Genomic DNA, 17,598 nt, shown 5'->3' on the forward strand with positions numbered 1-17,598 from the left:
TCAGGCGGGGGGCGCGTCCGTGCCGGCCAGCAGCCGGCGCAGCAGCGCGGCCTCCTCGGCGTCGACGCTGCCGACGAACCGGGCGAGCACGGCCTGCCGGTCGGCGGCCTGGCCGAGCACCTCGTGCATCAGCTCGGCGGCGTGCTGCTCGCGGGTGGCGGTCGGCCGGAACCGGCGCGGCCGGGCCTCGTCGTGGGCGACGAAACCCTTCTGCTCCAGCCGCCCGAGCACGGTGTGCACGGTGGTCAGCGCCAGGCCGCGGTCGGCGAGCGCGTCGCGCAGGTCGGTCGCGGCCAGCGGCCCCGGGGCCGACCACAGGTGGTCCATCACGGCGCGCTCGAGATCGCCCAGCGAGGCCATCGGCTCCTCCTGTCCGGCGTGTCACACACCGTTCTTCTACGTCCCGTAGAAATCTGTCTTCTACGCGGCGTAGAAATAGTACGTCGGATCGGACGACACGAGGAGACCACCCGGTGGACGTGCTCGGCATGGACACGCTCGACCTGGCCAGATGGCAGTTCGGGATCACGACCGTCTACCACTTCCTGATGGTCCCGCTGACCATCGGCCTGGGCGTCCTGGTCGCGGTCATGCACACGATGTGGGTGCGCACCGGCAAGCCCGAGTGGCTGCGGATGACCCGCTTCTGGGGCCGCATCTACCTGATCAACTTCGCGCTCGGCGTGGCCACCGGCCTGGTGCAGGAGTTCCAGTTCGGCCTGGCCTGGAGCGAGTACTCGCGCTTCGTCGGCGACGTGTTCGGCTCGCTGCTGGCGCTGGAGGCGCTGCTCGCGTTCTTCCTCGAGTCGACGTTCCTCGGCCTGTGGATCTTCGGCTGGGGCCGGATCCCCAAGAGGCTGCACCTGGCCGCGCTGTGGGCCGCGGTGATCGGCTCGATCGTCAGCGCCTACTTCATCATCGCGGCCAACTCCTGGATGCAGCACCCGGTCGGCGTCGAGGTGGGCGAGGACGGCCGGCCGGTGCAGGTCGACTTCCTGGCCGTGCTCGGCAACAACACCGCGCTGGCCGCGTTCAGCCACGCGATCGTCGCCGCGCTCATGGTCGCCGGCGCGCTGCTGGTCGGCATCGGCCTGTGGCACCTGCGCAGGCGGAAGCTGGCGCAGCAACCGGAGACGGACGTCGACCACGCGGTGTGGCGCCGCTCGGTGCGGCTGGGCGGGTTCGTGTCGCTGGCCGCGTTCGTGCTCGTCGCCGTGACCGGTGACTGGCAGGGCAAGCTCATGTACGAGCAGCAGCCGCTGAAGATGAGCTCGGCCGAGGCGCTGTGCGAGACCGAGGCGCCCGCGCCGTTCTCGGTGTTCGCCTTCGGCAAGCTGGGCTCCAACGAGTGCGACGACGTCCACTCCTGGACCGTCCCCGGACTGCTCTCCTTCCTCGCGCACAGCGACTTCTCCACCGCCGTCCCCGGCGTGAACGAGCTGCAGGAGGAGTACGCCGCGGTCTACGGCGAGACCTACCCCGACGACCCGTCGTTCGGCGAGCGGGCCGGCGGCGAGATCGACTACACGCCGCTGCTGGCCGTCACCTACTGGAGCTTCCGGCTGATGATCGGCATGGGCGCGGTGTCGGCGGCGGTCGCGGCGTACGCGCTGTGGGCGACGCGGAGGGGGCGGGTGCCGACCTCGCGGCTCGGCGTGTACGGCGCGCTGCTGGCGGTGGCCGCGCCGTTCGTCGCCAACGCGACCGGCTGGATCTTCACCGAGATGGGCCGCCAGCCCTTCGTCGTCCACCCGAACCCCGACGTGCCCGTCGGCGAGCAGGTCTACTTCTTCACCGCCCAGGCGGTCTCCCCCGGCGTGAGCGCCGGTGAGGTGCTGACCTCGCTGGTCGCGCTGACCGTGGTCTACGGGGCGCTCGCGGTGGTCGAGCTGTGGCTGATCACCCGCTTCGTCCGCCGCGGCGTGACCACCCACGACGGTGCCTCCGTGCCCGGCTCGCCGCCGGAGGGGACGCCGGACGACGACGCCGGCGACGGGCCGCCGCGGCAGCGCCGCGACGACGACGTCCTCTCCTTCGCCTACTGACTCCGGAGCTCGGCCATGGACCTGCAGACCCTCTGGTTCGCCGCGGTCGCGGTGCTCTGGATCGGCTTCCTCCTGCTGGAGGGCTTCGACTTCGGCGTCGCCGCGCTGCTGCCGGTGCTGGGCCGCCGGACGGCGGACAAGCACCTCATGCTGCGGACGATCGGCCCGCTCTGGGACGGCAACGAGGTCTGGCTGATCACCGCCGCCGGCGCGGTGTTCGCCGCCTTCCCCGGCTGGTACGCCACCTGGCTGCCGGCGCTGTACCTGCCGTTCGTGCTCGTGCTGTTCGGGCTGATCATCCGGGCGGTGGCGTTCGAGTGGCGGCACTCGCACCACACCGCGGCCTGGGACGCGACGTGGACGCGGGTCATCACCGCCGGCTCGCTGATCGCCGCGCTGGGCATCGGCGCCGCCCTGGGCGCGACCACCCTCGGCCTGCCGATCGACGCCGCCGGCAACCGGGTCGGCGGCCCGTTCGCCGGGCTGGGCTGGTCGGCGCTGCTGGGCGCAGTCGCGGTGCTCGCCTTCTCGGTGGTGCACGGCGCGGTCTTCCTGGCGCTGAAGACCGACGGCCCGGTCCGGGTGGCCGCGCACGCCTTCGCGCTGCGCTGGGCGCCGCTCGCCGCCCTGCCGCTCCTGCTGTGGGCCGGCCTCGTGCACCTGCGGTACGGCACCCCGGTCACCGCGGTGCTGTGGCTGGTCGCGGCGCTGTCGGTGGGAGTCGCCTGGGCGCGGCTGCGGGTCGGCCGCGAGGGGCAGGCCTTCGCCGCGTGGGGCGCGATGCTCGTGGCCGCGGCCGCAACGGTGTTCGGGGCCGCCTACCCCGTCGTCGTCCCCTCGACGGTCGACGCCGCCTTCGACGTCACCGTCGCCGACGCCTCGGTCAGCGACTACACGCTCACCGTGATGACCTGGGCGGCCGGGATCGGCCTGCCGGTGGTGCTGGGCTACCAGGCCTGGACGTACTGGGTGTTCCGCAAGCGGCTGACCGCCGAGCCGCAGCACGCCGAGCCGCAGCACGCCGAGGCCGGGGCGAGCGCGTGAGCCGCCCCGCCGGCCGGGGGCCGCTGGCCGCGCTGGACGGCGTCCCCGGCGTCCGCGGCACCCTGGTCCGGGCGGCGCTGGCCGCCCTCGGGCAGACGGCCGGCCTGGTGCTGCTCGCCGCCGGCCTGGCGCATGCCGTCGCCCGGGCCGCGGGGTACGCCGACGGGGCGCTGCTGCCGCCGCTGGCGCTCGCCGCCGCCGGGACGCTGCTGCGGGCGGCGGCCGGCGCGGCCGGCGAGCTGCTCGCCGCCCGGGACGCCCGCCGCGCCGAGGAGCTGCTGCGGGAGCGGCTGCTGGCCCGGCTGGCCGCCTCCCCCGCCGCGGTGGAGGCCGCCGGCGGGCCCGGGCCGGCCGCCGTCCTCGCCACCACCCGGCTGGCCGACCTCGCGCCCGGGCTGGCCGGCTACCTGCCGGCGCTGGCGCAGACCCTCGTCGTCCCGCCGGCGCTGCTGGTGGTGCTCGCCGGGACCGACCTGCTGTCGGCGGTCCTCGTGGCGGTCACCCTGCCGCTGGTGCCGCTGTTCATGGTCCTGGTGGGGCTGACCACCCGGGACGCGACGGCGGAGTCGGCCCGCGCCCTGGACCGCATCGCCGCGCACGTCGCCGAGCTGGTGCGCGGGCTGCCGGTGCTGGTCGGGCTGGGCCGCGCCGCCGACCAGGTCGCGGCGCTGGCCGAGCTCGGCGAGGCCGCGCGCCGCCGGACGCTGGCCACGCTGCGGCTGGCCTTCCTCTCCTCGCTGGTGCTCGAGCTGATCGCCACGCTGTCGGTGGCCCTGGTCGCGGTCACCGCCGGGCTGCGACTGGTGCACGGGGAGCTGCCGCTGGCGGTCGCGCTGACGGCGCTGCTGCTCGCGCCGGAGGCCTTCGCCCCGCTGCGCGCCCTCGGCTCGGCGCACCACGCGAACGAGGCCGCGACCCTGGCCGCCGCCGAGGCCCGCGCGGTGCTCGCCGCCGCCGACGGCACGCCGGCGGTGCTCGCCGCCGCCGGCCCCGACGACGACCCGCGAGGGGCCGACGTCACCGTCCGCGGGCTGACTGTGCGCTTCCCCGGCCGCGGCGTCCCCGCGCTGCCGCCGGTCGACCTGGCCGTGCGCCCCGGCGAGCTGGTCGCCCTGCGGGGGCATAGCGGCTCGGGCAAGTCGACGCTGCTGGCCGCGCTGGCCGGCGCGCTCCCGCCGTCGGCCGCGGTGGCCGGCACGGTCGGCGGCGTGCCCGCGGGCGCCGTCGCCTGGGTGCCGCAGCACCCCCGCACCACCGGCGCCACCGTCGCCGACGAGCTGCGCCGGCACGCCGGCGCCGAGCCCGGCGTGGACGAGGTCGTCGCCGAGGCCCTCGTCGTCGAGGCGCTGGCCCGGGTGGACGGCGCCGCGCTGGCCGGCCGGGCCTGCGAGACGCTCTCCCCCGGCGAGCTGCAGCGGGTCGCGCTGGCCCGGGCGCTGGTGCGGGTCCGCCGCGGCGCCCGGCTGCTGCTGCTCGACGAGCCCACCGCGCACCTGGACGCCGCGGCCACCGAGCGGGTCGCCGCCGTCCTCGCCGCGCTGCGCGGCACCGTCACCGTGCTGCTGGCGACCCACGACCCGGTGCTGGCCGCGCTGGCCGACCGCACCGTGGACCTGCCCGCCCCGCCGACCGCCGTCCCCGCGGCCGCCCTCCCCGCGGCCACCCTCCCCGCGGCGAGATCTGCACACTCGACGGCATCGGCGGCCGATGGCGACGAGAGTGCAGATCTCGTCGCGGAGGACCGGGGCCGCGGGCCCGGCCGGCCGCGGGGGGCGCTGCTGCGGGCCGTCCTCGCCGGCACCGCGTCGGCCGGCGCCGGGGTCGCGCTGACCGCGGTGTCGGGCTACCTGATCGTCCGGGCCGCGGGGATGCCGCAGATCCTCACGCTGATGGTCGCCATCGTCGGGGTCCGCTTCTTCGGCATGGGCCGGGCGCTGCTGCGCTGGCTGGAGCGGATGACCGCGCACGACGCGGCGCTGCGCGAGGCCGCCGGGCTGCGGGTGCGGGTGTGGCGGGCGCTGGCCGCGCAGGGGGTGGCCGGCGAGCGGACCCCGGGCGCGGCGCTGGCCCGGGTCGTCGGGGACGTCGGTCTCGTGCAGGAGCTCTCCGTGCGGGTGCGGCCGCCGGCGCTGGTCGCCGGCACGGTCACCGCCGGCACCCTCGCCGCCCTCGCGCTCCTCTCCCCCGCCGCCGCGGCCGCCGCGGCCGCGGTGCTGGGCGCCACGGTCCTCGGCGTGCTCGCCGCCTCCCGGCGGCTGGACGCCGACGCGGCCCGCGAGGAGGGCGAGCTGCGCGTGGCGGCGCTGCGGGACGCGACGACCGTGCTGGCCGGCGCCGCGGACCTGCGCGCCCACGGCCTCGCCGCGCGCACGGCCGCCGACCTGGCCGTCGCGGGCCGCCGCCGCGGGCGGGCCGCGGCCGGCGCGAGCCGCGCGGCCGCCCTGGCCACCGCGCTCGTGGGGCTGGGCACCGGCGCGGCCGCGGTCGTCGCGGCGGCGGTGGCGGCGGCCGAGGGGCTCGACGGCCCGACCGTCGCCGTGCTCGCCCTTGCCCCGCTGGCGCTGGCCGAGCCGCTGGGCGGGCTCGGGAGCGCGCTGCAGCGGCGCGGCGCGCTGGCCGACGCCCGCGGCCGGCTGGACGCCGTCCTCGCCGCCCCGGTGCCCGCCGACCCCGTCGTCCCCCGGACCGCGCCCGTCCCGGTGCGCGGCCTGGCCGTGCGGTCGCTGCGGGCCGGCTGGCCCGGTGGCCCCGACGTCCTCACGGACCTCGACGCCGAGGCCACGGCCGACGGCGGCTGGCTGGTGGTGCGCGGCCCGTCGGGCTCGGGCAAGTCCACGCTGCTCGCGGTGCTGATGGCGGCACTGCGGCCACGGGCGGGCCGCTACGAGCACGGCGGTGTGGACACCGCCGGGCTGACCGGCGACGACGTCCGGTCGCGGCTGGCGTGGCTGCCGCAGGAGGCGCACGTGTTCGCCTCCACCATCCGCGCCAACCTCGCGCTGGCCGCGCCGCGCGGCGCGCTCGCCGGCCCGGACGGCGAGGCGCGGATGCGGGCGGCGCTCACCGCGGCCGGCCTCGGCGGGCTGCTCGGCACGCTGCCGGCCGGCCTGGACACCCCGGTCGGCGCGGGCGGGACGGCGCTGTCCGGCGGGGAGCGGCGGCGACTGGCCGCGGCCCGGGCGCTGCTCGCCGACCGCGACGTCGTCCTGCTCGACGAGCCGACCGCGCACCTGGACCCGCCCACGGCCGCGGCCCTGGTCCGGGACCTCCGGGCCGCGCTGGCCGGCCGCGTCGTCGTCTGCGTGACCCACGACGACGCGCTGGCCGCGCCCGGCGACCGGATCCTCGACCTAGGCGGTCGCGTGGGCGGTCGCGTGGGCGGTCGCGTGGACATCGAGCGGGTGGCCGCGGGCCCGACCGGGTAGCGGCCCGCGGTGCACGTCGCCCTGGTGATCACCGACGCCCCGTTCTACGAGCCCCTCGGCTACGCCGCGGAGTGGATCCGCGCGCTCGAGGCCGAGGGCGCCCGGGTGGATCGGCTGGCCGGCATCCCGGCCGGCTGGGCGACGCGCGGGCCGGAGGTGCGCTACGACCTGGCGGTCCCGCACGTGCTGGCCGAGGAGGTGGCCGCCCTGGCGCCCACCTTCCGGCTGGCCACCCTGCTCGAGCGCTGCGGCGTGCCGCTGCTCAACCCCGTCACCGCCCTGGTCGCCTCCGCCGACAAGCTGGTCACCCACGCCGTGTGGGCGGCGGCGGGCATCCCGCAGCCGGCCGGCTGGGACCTCGCCGAGCTGCGCACCTGGCCGTGCCCGGGCCGGCAGCTGGTGGTCAAGCCGGCGCTGGGCGACGGCGCCCGCGACATCTCCCTCGTCGGCGACCTGGCCGCCGCCCGGGCGGCCGAGGCCGCGTGGCGGGCCGACGAGGCGGCGGGCGGGCAGCCCCGCGGGGCCACTCTGCTGCAGGAGTGGGTCGCCGAGCCGACCTGCCTGCGGCTGTTCGCGACGCCGGCCGCGACCTCCCCGGTGTACGAGAAGGGCCGCGACGCCGGCGCGCTGATCACCGACGGGCGCTACGTGCGCAGCTACCCGGCCCCACCGGAGGTGGCCGACCTCGCGCAGCGCATGGTCGCCTCGCTCGGCGGCGGGCTGATGGGCGTCGACGTCCTGGTGGACGGCGCCGGCCGGCTGCTCGCCCTGGAGGCCAACGCGCCGTTCGGGTGGAACGTGTGCGACCCCGAGCAGGGCGCGTGGCTCGCCCGCGCGGCGCTGGACGTGGCCCGCTGAGCCCGTTGAGCCCGCCGGGCCGCCTGGCGAGGCGGCCGGAGACCCGTCAGGCCGCGGTGAGCGGCTGCGTGCGCACGACCTCGAACCCCGGGAACTCCGGCAGCGAGGGGTCCACGACGAGCGGCACCCCCGGCGAGGCGCCGATGACGTGCCGGTCGGTCACCGTCGCGCGGACCTCCGCGGGCAACTGGCTGACCAGCCGCGCGTACAGCTCGGGGCGGATGCGGATCTCGCGGGGTGCGGCGGCGCCGGTGGTGTAGGCGACGGCGACGAGATCGCCGGCGATGTCCGGTCGGAGCCAGTGGACGCTGCTCATGGCGGCCCTCCTGCGCGGCTCTCCTGCGCGCACCGTCTCAACGCGCGGAGGAGCCTGGACGTGCCCTACCCGTACGAGGCCACGGTTGCACCCGGGTACGACAGTTCCCTCCTCCGGCGCGGGCGGTTCGTCAGCTCCGCGGCGGGCCGAACACGAAGGCCGCGGAGGTCACCGCGCGGTCGCCGTCGCCCTCGTCGTGCAGGGTCAGCTGGACGCCGATCCGGCCGCTGCCGTCCCGGCCGGTGGAGACCGCGCCGTCCACCCGGAACGGCCCCACCTTGCCGCGCGCCAGGTGCATCACCGTCTTGCTGAGCACCTGCAGCCGGTCGCGGTGCCCGCGGCGTCGGCGGCCAGGTCCACCGCGGCGGCCTCGAGGATCACGTGCTGCGGGCCGATGTGCAGGGCGGCGTCGGGCGAGGCCAGCTCCACGGTGAGCTCGCCCAGCACCCAGTGCCCGTCGGCGCGCCGGCTGCCGCCGAACACCTGCCACAGCGGGGGCAGGTCCGGGGAGTCCTCGACGTGGTCGACGGGGTCGTCGTCGAACCGCCCGAGCCCCGGCGGCACGTCGCCGATGGAGGCGCCCTGGGACTCGATGAGCGCGATGACCCGGTCGCGGTCGTCGGCGTCCACGATCCTGGTGCGCGAGAAGCCCATCCGGCGCCCCTCGTGCAGGCTGACCGGGTCGACCACCAGCACCCGCCGGACGTCGACGGCGTCGTCGAGGATCTGCAGCGAGTGGATGACCGGATTGGGCACGGCCTCCAGGTCCGAGCGGGCGATCCCGCCGGGCGCGCAGATCGACAGCGGCGCGGCCATGATCCCGCCGGCGGCGTTGCGCATGTCGTGCCGCAGGGTCACCGCCGGGTCGGTGACGGTGCTGTTCATCGAGGCGAACTGCGCGCCGATGTAGCGGTAGCTGAGCAGCCCGCCCCAGCGCCGGCGCAGCTCGTCCCAGTACTCCTCCGCCGGCACCTGGCGGATGTCGCGCATCGCGGCCCCATCCCTCGACCGGGCGGCGCCTCGCTGCGCCGCCGCACCCGTCCTCCCTAGGGCATCAGGGGTGCGGACGTCCAGGTCAGGACGCCGGCACGTCGACCGGGATCTCGGGCCCCAGCGTCGCCCCCTGCAGCAGCGGCAGGTCGTCGCCGGACCAGAAGCTGCCCGGGTCGTACCAGTTGCGGGGCCGGTCGGCGGCGAGCAGCCCCATCGCGGCGTACGTGGTGGCGACGAGCTCGGCGCAGAACACCGTCTCGGCGGCGGTGCCGCGCCGCAGCCGGCCGTTGACCCAGCCGGTCACCAGCCCGCGGGTCGTCGGGAACGGGCGCCCGTCGAGGCGGGCGACGGCGCGCAGGACGGCGTCCTCCATCTCCGCCGTCACCCCGCCGTCGTCGGCCGGGCCGACCAGCTGCCGCAGCCACGCGCGCTGCCCGTACCGCTGCCGCCAGGTGCGCACGGCGTCGGCCAGGTCGTGCAGCTGGACCCCGCGCTGGTGCTGGCCGGTCCACGCGTCGGGCAGCGACCGGCCGAGCTCCGCGTGCCACAGCAGCGGGGGCAGGTCCTCCAGCGCGACCGCCATGCCGACGTGGTTGACCGGCGCGTTGGTCACGGCGCGGATCGCCCGGTCGGCGAGCGACCCGCCGCGGAACACCCAGACGTCGCCGGTGCGGGTGAGCTCGACGGCCTCGGCGAACGGCAGCGCGCGCGGCGGGGTCACGCGGCTACGTTAGGCGACCGTGCGCCTCTCTCCGCGGGTCTGGAAGCTGCTCGGCCTGGCCGGCCTGGCCGGGGTGGCCGCCACCGGGGCGGTGCTGGCCCGCGGCGAGCGGCAGCGCCGGGCCTACACGCCCGACGACGTCCGCGCCCGGCTGCACGAGCGGCACGCCGCGCTGTCCGTCGTCCCCGAGCCGGACCCGGACCTCGGGCACGCGCCGCCCCGTCCGGCGTCCCGCCTCGCCGGGCTGCCGGGCCGCCTGCTGGCCCGCCTGCGCCGGAGCTGACCGGACCGTCCGACCAGGCCGCCCTGGACGCCTTCCCGCCCGAGGGTCAGGCGGGCAGCGCCGAGCCCTCGTCCTTGAGCGCCACCCCCGAGGCGCCGAGCTCCCGGGCGGCGGTGAGCAGCGCGACGAGGGTCCCGGCCGCCTGCGCGTACGACAGGCCGTGCGGCGGCCGCACGTTGGAGACGCAGTTGCGCTCGGCGTCGACCCGGCCCGGCCGCGGCGCCCACGTCAGGTAGGCGCCGAGCGAGTCGGCCGCCGACAGCCCCGGCCGCTCCCCGATCAGCACCACCACCGCGCGCACGCCGAGGGCGGCCCCGATCGCGTCGCCCAGCGCCACCCGCGCCTGCTCCGCCACGACCAGCGGGGCCACCGACCAGCCGGGCAGCCGCTCGAGCAGCGCCAGCGCCAGCCCCGGCCCGTGCTCGTGCACCGCCCGGGGCGACAGCCCGTCGGCCAGGACGACGGCGAGGTCGCCGCCGGTCCGCGGCAGCGTCGTGCCCTCGGCCGGCTGCCGGCCGAGGTCCGGGCGCTGCAGGTAGGTGGCCCGGTCGGGCGCCGCGGACCGCACGGTCAGCACCTCCCGGCCCGGCAGTGCCGCCTGGAGGGCCGCGGGGTCCAGGGGCGCGTGCACCGCGTCCCGCGCGGCGGCGTGCGCGGCGCGGAACTCCAGCTCGCGGGCGGTGGGCAGGGCGTCGCCGGCCCGGCCGAGGGCGACGCGGGCGCGGGTGAGCGACCGCAGCGCGGCCCACGGGTCGGCCGCCGGGGAGGCGGTCACGACGCGGCCGCCGCGAGCAGGGCCCGGGCGGCCGGGGCGTCGGGCGGCAGCGCGTGCACCCGGCCGGCCTCGTCCAGCAGGTCCATCCGGGCCAGCCACGCCTCGAACTCCGGCGCCGGCCGCAGCCCGAGGACCTGCCGGGCGGTGAGCACGTCGGTGAACGACAGCGACTGGTAGTGCAGCATCACGTCGTCGGCCCCCGGGACGGCGATCACGAACGAGCACCCGGCGGCGCCGAGCAGCAGCGTGAGGGTGTCGGTGTCGTCGCCGTCGACCTCGGCGTGGTTGGTGTAGCAGACGTCGACCCCCATCGGCAGGCCGAGCAGCTTGCCGCAGAAGTGGTCCTCCAGCCCGGCGCGCAGCACCTGCTTGCCGTCGTAGAGGTACTCGGGGCCGATGAAGCCGACGACGGTGTTGACCAGCAGCGGCGAGAAGTGCCGCGCCACCCCGTAGGCGCGGGCCTCGAGGGTCTGCTGGTCCACCGGCCGGCCGCCGACGCCGAGGTGCGCGCCCGCCGACAGCGCCGAGCCCTGCCCGGTCTCGAAGTAGGTCACGTCCTGCCCCACCGTGCCGCGGCGCAGCGCCAGCGCCCCGGCGCGGGCCTCGGCGAGCAGGTCCAGCGTCACGCCGAAGGACCGGTTGGCCTGCTGGGTGCCGGCCACCGACTGGAACACCAGGTCGACCGGGGCGCCGGCCTCCAGTGCCCGCAGGGTGGTGGTGACGTGCGCGAGCACGCACGACTGTGTGGGGATGTCGTAGCGGCGGATGACGGCGTCGAGCAGCTCGAGCAGCTCCACCGTGCGGGCCGGGGAGTCGGTCGCGGGGTTGATGCCGATGACGGCGTCCCCGCAGCCGTGCAGCAGCCCGTCGAGCACCGAGGCGGTGACCCCCAGCGGGTCGTCGGTGGGGTGGTTGGGCTGCAACCGCGACGCCAGCCGGCCGGGCAGGCCGAGCGTGCCGCGCAGCCCGGTCACCACCCGCGCCCGCCGCCCGACGGCGACGAGGTCGGCGTTGCGCATGAGCTTGGAGACGGCGGCGACCATCTCCGGCGTCAGCCCCCGGGCGAGGCCGGAGATCGCCGCCTCGTCGCCGTCGGCGGCGCGGGTCAGCAGCCACTCCCGGAAGGCCCCGACCGTCAGCGAGCGCACCGGGGCGAAGGCGGCGGCGTCGTGGGTGTCGAGGACCAGCCGGGTGACGTCGTCCTCGTCGTAGCCGACGACCTGCTCCTCGAGGAACGTCGTCAGCGGCAGGTCGGCCAGCACGGTCTGCGCGGCCACCCGCTCGGCCGCCGACCCCGCCGCGCACCCGGCGAGCACGTCCCCGGACCGCGCGGGCGTCGCCTTGGCCATGAGCTCGACCAGCGAGGGGAACTCGTACGTGTGCCCCGCCAGGGACGCGCGGCGGGCGGTCACCGCAGTTCCTCCTCGGCGGCCGCAAGCGCCGCGAACTCCTCCTCGGGCGCCGCGGCGACGAGGTGGTGGCGGCTGTAGAGGGCGAAGTAGGCGAGGAACAGCGCGTACGCGCCCAGGGTGAGCACGGCGGCCAGCGGGTCGACCAGGAAGGTCGCGACCACGGCGAGCGCGGCCAGCAGCAGGGCGAGCCCGGTGGTCGCGGTCCCGCCCGGGGTCCGGTACGGCCGCTCCAGGTCGGGCTCACGGCGGCGCAGCACGATGTGGCTGGTCATCATGAGGACGTAGGACACGGTGGCGCCGAAGACCGCCATGTTGAGCAGCACCGCGCCCTGCCCGGTGAGGGTGAGGAGGAAGCCGATCGCGCCGGGCACGACCAGCGCGAGCACCGGCGCCTTGCGGCCGTTGGTCACCGACAGCGCCCGGGGCAGGTAGCCGGCGCGGGAGAGCGCGAACGTCTGCCGGCTGTAGGCGTAGACGATCGAGAAGAAGCTGGCGACCAGGCCGACCAGCCCCATGTAGTTGACGACGGTCCGCAGGCCCCCCTCCTGCAGGGCGTCGACCGGCGGGTTCGCGCTCTCGGAGATGACCTGGGCGCCGCCGGCGCCGGTGGTGAACACCAGCATGAGCACCGCCAGGACGGCGAGGACGCCCATGGCCGCGACGATGCCGCGGGGCATCGACCGCGCCGGGTCCTTCGCCTCCTCGGCCGCCAGCGGCACGCACTCGACGGCGAGGAAGAACCAGATCGCGAAGGGGAAGGCCGCCCAGATGCCGAGCAGCCCGAACGGCAGGAAGTCCGAGGCCCCGGCGGCGTCGGTGGGCGCGATGTCGGTGAGGTTGGCCGCGTCGAAGTCCCCGATCGCGCCGACGAGGAACAGCACCAGGCCGACGACGGCGACCGCGGCGATCGCCAGCATCACCTTGAGGGCCTCGCCGACGCCCAGCAGGTGGATGCCGATGAACAGGGCGTAGACGGCGAGGTACACCCACCAGCCGTCGGTGATGCCGAACAGCCCGAGGGACTCCACGTAGCCGCCGATGAACGTGGCGATGGCGGCGGGGGCGATCGCGTACTCGATGAGGACGGCGACGCCGGCCGCGTAGCCGCCCCACGGGCCCAGGGCCCGGCGGGCGAAGGTGTAGCCGCCGCCCGCGGTCGGCAGGGCCGCGCCGAGCTCGGCGAGCCCGAACACCATGGCGGTGTACATCGTCCCCATGAGGACGGTCGCGATCAGCAGCCCGCCGAAGCCGCCCTCGGCCAGCCCGAAGTTCCACCCGGCGTAGTCGCCCGAGATCACCGCGGCGACGCCCAGTCCGGCCAGCAGCACCCAGCCGGCCGTCCCCGTCCTGAGCCGCCGCCGGTCCAGGTAGCCGGCGTCGACCGTCTCCGCGACGGTCGAGGCGTGGGTGGAGCGGGCGTGCGGCTCGGCGGTCATGGCGGCCTCTCGTCGGGCCCCCGGGGCCGGGAGGAGCCAGGGTGTCGCCGGTGCCGGACGGCGGTCAACCGGGTGCGGCGGTTCGGAACACGCTGTTCACACCCTGAGCACGAACGATCGCGTACGACGTAAACTGCGCGGCGGTCCAAGGGTGGGCCGCCCTTGGTCCCGATCCTCGATCAGGAGCAGCACGACCGTGGTGGACACCCTCGGGGGCGCGCGCGTCCCCGACGACGCCGACCTCCTCGCCCTCCTCGCCGCGGGCGGGGACCTCAACGCCTTCCTCGGCGACCTCGTGCGCCTCGCCGCCCGGCAGACCCCCAGCGCCCAGGCCTGCGGCCTCACCCTCGCCCGCGAGTCCGGCGCGGTCACCGTGGCCTGCACCGACGAGCTGGCCGAGCGCGCCGACGAGCGGCAGTACCAGGTGGACGACGGCCCCTGCCTGCAGTCGATGCGCGAGGGCGTCGTCGTCCGGGTGGCCGACATGGCCGCCGACGAGCGCTGGGGCCGCTACCCCGCGCTGGCCGCGCAGGTCGGCGTCCGGTCCTCGCTGTCCATCCCGCTGGTCGTGGAGGAGCGCAGCCGCGGCGCGCTGAACTTCTACTCGACGCGGCCGGGGTCCTTCACCGATCGGGACGAGCACGTCGCCACCCGCTGGGCGGCGCAGGCCACCGGCGCGCTGGCCGTGGCGCTGCGGATCGCCGACGGCGACGAGCGCGCCGAGCAGCTGCTGGGCGGGCTGGACACCCGCACCACCATCGGCCAGGCCGTCGGCCTGGTGATGGCCCAGGAGCGGTGCAGCGCGGAGGAGGCGTTCCGGCTGCTCACCCTGGCCTCGCAGCGGCGCAACGTGAAGCTGCGCGAGGTGGCCGCCGGCGTCGTGGAGGCGTTCGAGTCCGGCCTGCCCACGGACGGCGCCCGCCGCTGGTGACCCTCAGAGGCCGCGCCACCGCCCGTCGGTGGCGTTGGCGCCGGGCCGGGAGCTGAACACGTTCCCCTCCGTCGGGCCCTTGGCGTCGTCGGAGGCCAGCGCGAACACCTTCAGCAGCGGCCCGACGAGGGCGTCGTACACCGCCGGGAACAGCCGGAAGCCGGCGACGACGACCGGGTTGGCGAACCCCGAGTGGACCAGCCGGCGCGGCCGTTCCAGCCGGGCGAGCACCGCGCGGGCGACCCGGTCGGCGGAGTAGACGGGGACCGGCGGCCGCCCGGACCGCCCGGCGTAGGTGGCGCCCTGGTAGTAGATCGGGGTGTTCACCCCGCCGGGGGCGACGGCGGAGACGTGCACCCCCGGCACGTCGCGCACCTCCTGCTGCAGGGTGCGGACCAGCCCCAGCTGGCCCCACTTGGCGGCCACGTAGCTGCCCATCAGCGGCGCGGCGACCTCGGCCAGCAGCGAGCTGACGACGACCAGGTGCCCGGCGCCCTGCCGGCGCAGGACCGGCAGCACGCTGCGGGCGACGTTCGCGGTGCCGTGCAGCGCGGTGTCGACGACGGCCTCGTACACCTCCCGCGGCACGTCCTCGACCCGCCCGTAGGCCATCACCTGCGCGGCGTGCACGACGGCGTCCAGCCGGCCGAAGCGGGCGGCGGCCGTGTCCACGGCGTGCTGCACCGCGTCGGCGTCGGTGACGTCGGCCGGGCAGACGAGCACCTCGCCCGCGCCCGCCGCCCGCGCCTCGCGGGCGGTGTCCTCGAGCGCCTCGCGCCCGCGGGCCAGCAGCAGCAGGGAGCTGCCGCGGCGGGCGGCGCGGAGGGTGGTGGCACGGCCGATGCCGCTGGAGGCGCCGGTGACGAGGAGGGACGGGGGCGCGGTGGACTCCGCGGGGCCGGTCATGGGTCGTGCCCTACCCGGTCGTGCCGTCCCCACTCGGCAGCCGGGCGCGCAGCCAGCCGGGACCGGCGACCGCGGTGCCGGCCGGCAGCCGGGCGCGCAGCCCGCGGTCGGCGGTGACCACGAGGAGGTCGCCGGCGTCCGCGCGGGCCGCCGCCTCGGCGACCAGGGCGTCGTCCCCGCTGCCGGGCGCCCGCACCAGGCGCACGCCGGCCGGCTCCGGCACGCCGCGCGCCGCCCCCTCGACCACCGCCACCACCCCGGTGCAGGTCAGCCGGCCGCCGTCCGGGGCGTCCAGTTCCCGGCCCGGCAGCGCCGCCAGGCCGGCCAGCAACCGGGTCGTCGCGCCGGCCCGGTCGCGCCACCAGCCGTCGGGACGGGAGCCCAGCAGGTTGGCGACGTCCACCAGCAGCACCGTCACCGGCTCCCCCGTTCCGTCGGACCCGCCCTACCCTGCCCGGCGTGGAGAAGGTGGACTACGTCGACACGTTCATCGCCGTGGCCGAGGACTGCCCGGCCGAGGCCGGCACCGTGCCGCCGGGCACCGCGAGGCCGTCGGTCGCCGCGCTCAGCCACGCACTGCTCGACGGCCGGCCGTACGAGCTCACCTCGGCCGACGTGCTGTTCACCGTGCACGCCGACCGCCACGCCGTCCCCGCCGAGGAGCGGCCGGCCGCGCGGGAGGCCTTCTTCGCCCGGGACCAGGCCTGCCTGCGGGCGTCGCCGCTGGGCAAGCGGTACGGCTGGGGCCTGCACGCCGACGGCGGGGGCCGGCTAGCGCTGGTCGGCCGGGAGACGCCCGAGTACGCCGAGTTCGCCGCGGGGCGGGTGCCCGGCACCGGGGCGCCGGTGACCGTCGTCCGCGCGATGCGCAGCAGCCGCGCCCGCTGACGGGCTCCCCCTCGGCGCGGCGCGCTCCTAGAGTCGCGGGGCATGTGCCGGAACATCCGTCCGCTGTCGAACTTCGCGCCCCCGGCGACGGAGGAGGAGGTCACGGCGGCGGCGCTGCAGTACGTCCGCAAGATCAGCGGGACGACGAAGCCCGCCCGGGTCAACGCCGAGGCCTTCGACCGGGCGGTCGCCGAGGTGGCCGCCGCCTCCGCGCGCCTGCTGGACGCGCTGGTCAGCACCGCGCCGCCCAAGGACCGCGAGGTCGAGGCCGCCAAGGCGCGCGCCCGCGCGGCGGTCCGCTACGGCCGCCCCGCATGATCGGTTGCGCGCAACGGGCATGACCGGGCCGGGTGCCGGGTAGCCGGAGGACTCCCCCTCCCCCGGCTCCTGGAGTCCTCCCATGGCCCGCAACACCCTGTCCCGCTCCCTGCACGACCTCGGCCTGGCCGCCTGGTTCGGCGGCACGCTCGCCAACGCCGTGGCCCTCAACCCGGCGGCCGGCGAGGCGGGCGGGAGTGCCACCGGCGCCGTCGCCAACGCCGGCTGGAACCGGTGGACCCCCGTCAACGCGGCGGCCATCGGCGCGCACCTCGTCGGCAGCGTCGGGCAGCTGGGCGCCAACAGCGGCCGGGTGGCCCAGCAGAAGGGCGTCGCCGGCATGTCGGTGCTCAAGACGGTCCTCACCGCCGCCGCGCTCGGCGTCACCGCCTACAGCCGCGGCCTCGGGAAGATCGTCGACAGCGGCGGCGCCGTCCCCGCGAAGTCGGGCACCAAGCCCAGCAAGCGCACCCGGCGCGACGTGGCGGTGGCCCAGGAGCAGCTCGACCGCCTGCAGTGGGTGGTGCCGGCGCTGACCGGCGCGCTGGTCGTCGTGAGCTCCTACGCCGGCGAGCAGCAGCGGCCGAGCGAGGTCCTGCGCGGCACCACCGCCGGCTGACCGCCGCGCCGCACGCCGACGACGGGAGCCTCCGATGACCCGCAGCACCGACACCCGCGCCGTGACCTTCCGCGGCAACACCGCCGCCGGGCCGGGGCAGCCGCACGACGGGGCTCCCGGCGCCACGGTCTGTCCGGACTGCACCGACGGCCTCGGCAAGCCCAGGCCGATCGAGCCGGGGTCCTTCCGCGACAGGCTCCGGCACAACAAGCCGGTCTACCTCGCGTGGCGGGTCGGCGTCTTCGTCGTCGGGCTGCTGTTCGTGCTGCTCGGCGTCGCGCTGACGGCCCTGCCCGGCCCGCTCACCATCCCGCCGGTGCTGCTCGGGCTGTGGGTGTGGTCGACCGAGTTCGACTGGGCGCGGCGGTTCTTCGCCGCCTTCCGCCGCAAGGCCTCGGCCACGTGGAGGCACGCCAGGCAGCACCCGGTGAGCTCGGCCGCGGTCACCGTCGGCGGCCTGGTCCTGGCCGGCGTCGCCTTCTGGGCGGTCGGCCACTTCCAGCTCGTCGACAGGGCGACGACGGCGCTGGGCATCGGCTGAGCGACGGAGTGGGGGGGGGGGGGGGGGGGGGGGGGGGGGGGGGGGGGGGGGGGGGGGGGGGGGGGGGGGGGGGGGGGGGGGGGGGGG

Annotated in this window: 20 protein-coding genes; 10 read left to right on the forward strand and 10 right to left on the reverse strand. The window is 77.2% G+C overall.

Annotated elements, in window-relative coordinates; genetic code table 11:
- Positions 1-360: a BlaI/MecI/CopY family transcriptional regulator gene (locus ACI79F_RS22615; RefSeq protein ID WP_456546962.1), complete on the reverse strand. Its 360-nt coding sequence runs from the start codon at positions 358-360 to the stop codon at positions 1-3.
- 113 nt (positions 361-473) lie between these two features.
- Here ACI79F_RS22615 and ACI79F_RS22620 point away from each other — a divergent pair, with 113 nt between their 5' ends.
- Genes ACI79F_RS22620 through ACI79F_RS22635 form a run of 4 tightly spaced genes read left to right on the forward strand, consistent with a single transcriptional unit; the run spans position 474 to position 7,372 of the window.
- Complete coding sequence (locus ACI79F_RS22620) at positions 474-2,045, forward strand: cytochrome ubiquinol oxidase subunit I (RefSeq protein ID WP_456546963.1); 1,572 nt, start codon at positions 474-476, stop codon at positions 2,043-2,045.
- A 15-nt stretch (positions 2,046-2,060) separates the two neighbouring features.
- On the forward strand, positions 2,061-3,089 hold the full coding sequence (gene cydB, locus ACI79F_RS22625) for a cytochrome d ubiquinol oxidase subunit II (protein WP_456546964.1): 1,029 nt from the start codon (positions 2,061-2,063) through the stop codon (positions 3,087-3,089).
- The gene (gene cydC, locus ACI79F_RS22630) at positions 3,086-6,514 is read left to right on the forward strand and encodes a thiol reductant ABC exporter subunit CydC (RefSeq protein ID WP_456546965.1); all 3,429 of its coding nucleotides are present in this window, start codon (positions 3,086-3,088) and stop codon (positions 6,512-6,514) included. Before cydB ends, cydC begins: the two co-directional genes overlap by 4 nt.
- Positions 6,515-6,523: 9 nt before the next feature.
- Positions 6,524-7,372: an ATP-grasp domain-containing protein gene (locus ACI79F_RS22635; protein WP_456546966.1), complete on the forward strand. Its 849-nt coding sequence runs from the start codon at positions 6,524-6,526 to the stop codon at positions 7,370-7,372.
- 46 nt (positions 7,373-7,418) lie between these two features.
- Here the strand turns inward: ACI79F_RS22635 and ACI79F_RS22640 are convergent, their stop codons facing one another.
- The 4 genes from ACI79F_RS22640 to ACI79F_RS22655 form a co-directional block, all read right to left on the reverse strand.
- A complete protein-coding gene (locus ACI79F_RS22640) occupies positions 7,419-7,688 on the reverse strand; it encodes a hypothetical protein (RefSeq protein ID WP_456546967.1) in 270 nt (89 codons plus the stop codon).
- Between the two features lie 130 nt (positions 7,689-7,818).
- The gene (locus ACI79F_RS22645; RefSeq protein WP_456546968.1) at positions 7,819-8,004 is read right to left on the reverse strand and encodes a hypothetical protein; all 186 of its coding nucleotides are present in this window, start codon (positions 8,002-8,004) and stop codon (positions 7,819-7,821) included.
- Positions 7,986-8,678 carry a hypothetical protein gene (locus ACI79F_RS22650; RefSeq protein WP_456546969.1) on the reverse strand — a complete coding sequence of 231 codons (693 nt, stop codon included), beginning with the start codon at positions 8,676-8,678 and terminating at the stop codon, positions 7,986-7,988. Before ACI79F_RS22650 ends, ACI79F_RS22645 begins: the two co-directional genes overlap by 19 nt.
- Positions 8,679-8,763: 85 nt before the next feature.
- Positions 8,764-9,402: a hypothetical protein gene (locus tag ACI79F_RS22655; RefSeq protein ID WP_456546970.1), complete on the reverse strand. Its 639-nt coding sequence runs from the start codon at positions 9,400-9,402 to the stop codon at positions 8,764-8,766.
- 19 nt (positions 9,403-9,421) lie between these two features.
- Between ACI79F_RS22655 and ACI79F_RS22660 the strand changes: the two genes are divergently transcribed.
- Positions 9,422-9,685: a hypothetical protein gene (locus ACI79F_RS22660; protein WP_456546971.1), complete on the forward strand. Its 264-nt coding sequence runs from the start codon at positions 9,422-9,424 to the stop codon at positions 9,683-9,685.
- Positions 9,686-9,731: 46 nt separating this feature from the next.
- Here ACI79F_RS22660 and eutC read toward each other — a convergent pair whose 3' ends face one another.
- The 3 genes from eutC to eat are packed head-to-tail and all read right to left on the reverse strand — an operon-like array spanning position 9,732 to position 13,308.
- On the reverse strand, positions 9,732-10,460 hold the full coding sequence (gene eutC / locus ACI79F_RS22665) for an ethanolamine ammonia-lyase subunit EutC (RefSeq protein WP_456546972.1): 729 nt from the start codon (positions 10,458-10,460) through the stop codon (positions 9,732-9,734).
- Complete coding sequence (locus tag ACI79F_RS22670) at positions 10,457-11,872, reverse strand: ethanolamine ammonia-lyase subunit EutB (RefSeq protein ID WP_456546973.1); 1,416 nt, start codon at positions 11,870-11,872, stop codon at positions 10,457-10,459. Before ACI79F_RS22670 ends, eutC begins: the two co-directional genes overlap by 4 nt.
- A complete protein-coding gene (gene eat, locus ACI79F_RS22675) occupies positions 11,869-13,308 on the reverse strand; it encodes an ethanolamine permease (protein WP_456546974.1) in 1,440 nt (479 codons plus the stop codon). Before eat ends, ACI79F_RS22670 begins: the two co-directional genes overlap by 4 nt.
- A gap of 196 nt (positions 13,309-13,504) precedes the next feature.
- Between eat and ACI79F_RS22680 the strand changes: the two genes are divergently transcribed.
- Positions 13,505-14,239 carry a GAF and ANTAR domain-containing protein gene (locus tag ACI79F_RS22680; protein WP_456546975.1) on the forward strand — a complete coding sequence of 245 codons (735 nt, stop codon included), beginning with the start codon at positions 13,505-13,507 and terminating at the stop codon, positions 14,237-14,239.
- Between the two features lie 3 nt (positions 14,240-14,242).
- On the opposite strand, the gene ACI79F_RS22685 is transcribed toward ACI79F_RS22680, so the two are convergent.
- The gene (locus tag ACI79F_RS22685) at positions 14,243-15,145 is read right to left on the reverse strand and encodes an SDR family NAD(P)-dependent oxidoreductase (protein ID WP_456546976.1); all 903 of its coding nucleotides are present in this window, start codon (positions 15,143-15,145) and stop codon (positions 14,243-14,245) included.
- A 10-nt stretch (positions 15,146-15,155) separates the two neighbouring features.
- Positions 15,156-15,563 carry a hypothetical protein gene (locus ACI79F_RS22690; protein WP_456546977.1) on the reverse strand — a complete coding sequence of 136 codons (408 nt, stop codon included), beginning with the start codon at positions 15,561-15,563 and terminating at the stop codon, positions 15,156-15,158.
- Positions 15,564-15,604: 41 nt separating this feature from the next.
- On the opposite strand from ACI79F_RS22690, the gene ACI79F_RS22695 reads away from it, so the two are divergent.
- From ACI79F_RS22695 to ACI79F_RS22710, 4 genes are all read left to right on the forward strand, one after another.
- Positions 15,605-16,033 carry a DUF6157 family protein gene (locus ACI79F_RS22695; protein WP_456546978.1) on the forward strand — a complete coding sequence of 143 codons (429 nt, stop codon included), beginning with the start codon at positions 15,605-15,607 and terminating at the stop codon, positions 16,031-16,033.
- A gap of 42 nt (positions 16,034-16,075) precedes the next feature.
- Complete coding sequence (locus ACI79F_RS22700; protein ID WP_456546979.1) at positions 16,076-16,351, forward strand: DUF2277 domain-containing protein; 276 nt, start codon at positions 16,076-16,078, stop codon at positions 16,349-16,351.
- A gap of 82 nt (positions 16,352-16,433) precedes the next feature.
- Entirely contained in the window at positions 16,434-16,970 is a 537-nt protein-coding gene (locus ACI79F_RS22705; RefSeq protein WP_456546980.1) for a hypothetical protein, read from the forward strand.
- Between the two features lie 34 nt (positions 16,971-17,004).
- Entirely contained in the window at positions 17,005-17,511 is a 507-nt protein-coding gene (locus tag ACI79F_RS22710) for a PGPGW domain-containing protein (protein WP_456546981.1), read from the forward strand.
- Positions 17,512-17,598: the final 87 nt, after the last annotated feature.

Source organism: Blastococcus sp. SYSU D00868, assembly GCF_054050575.1.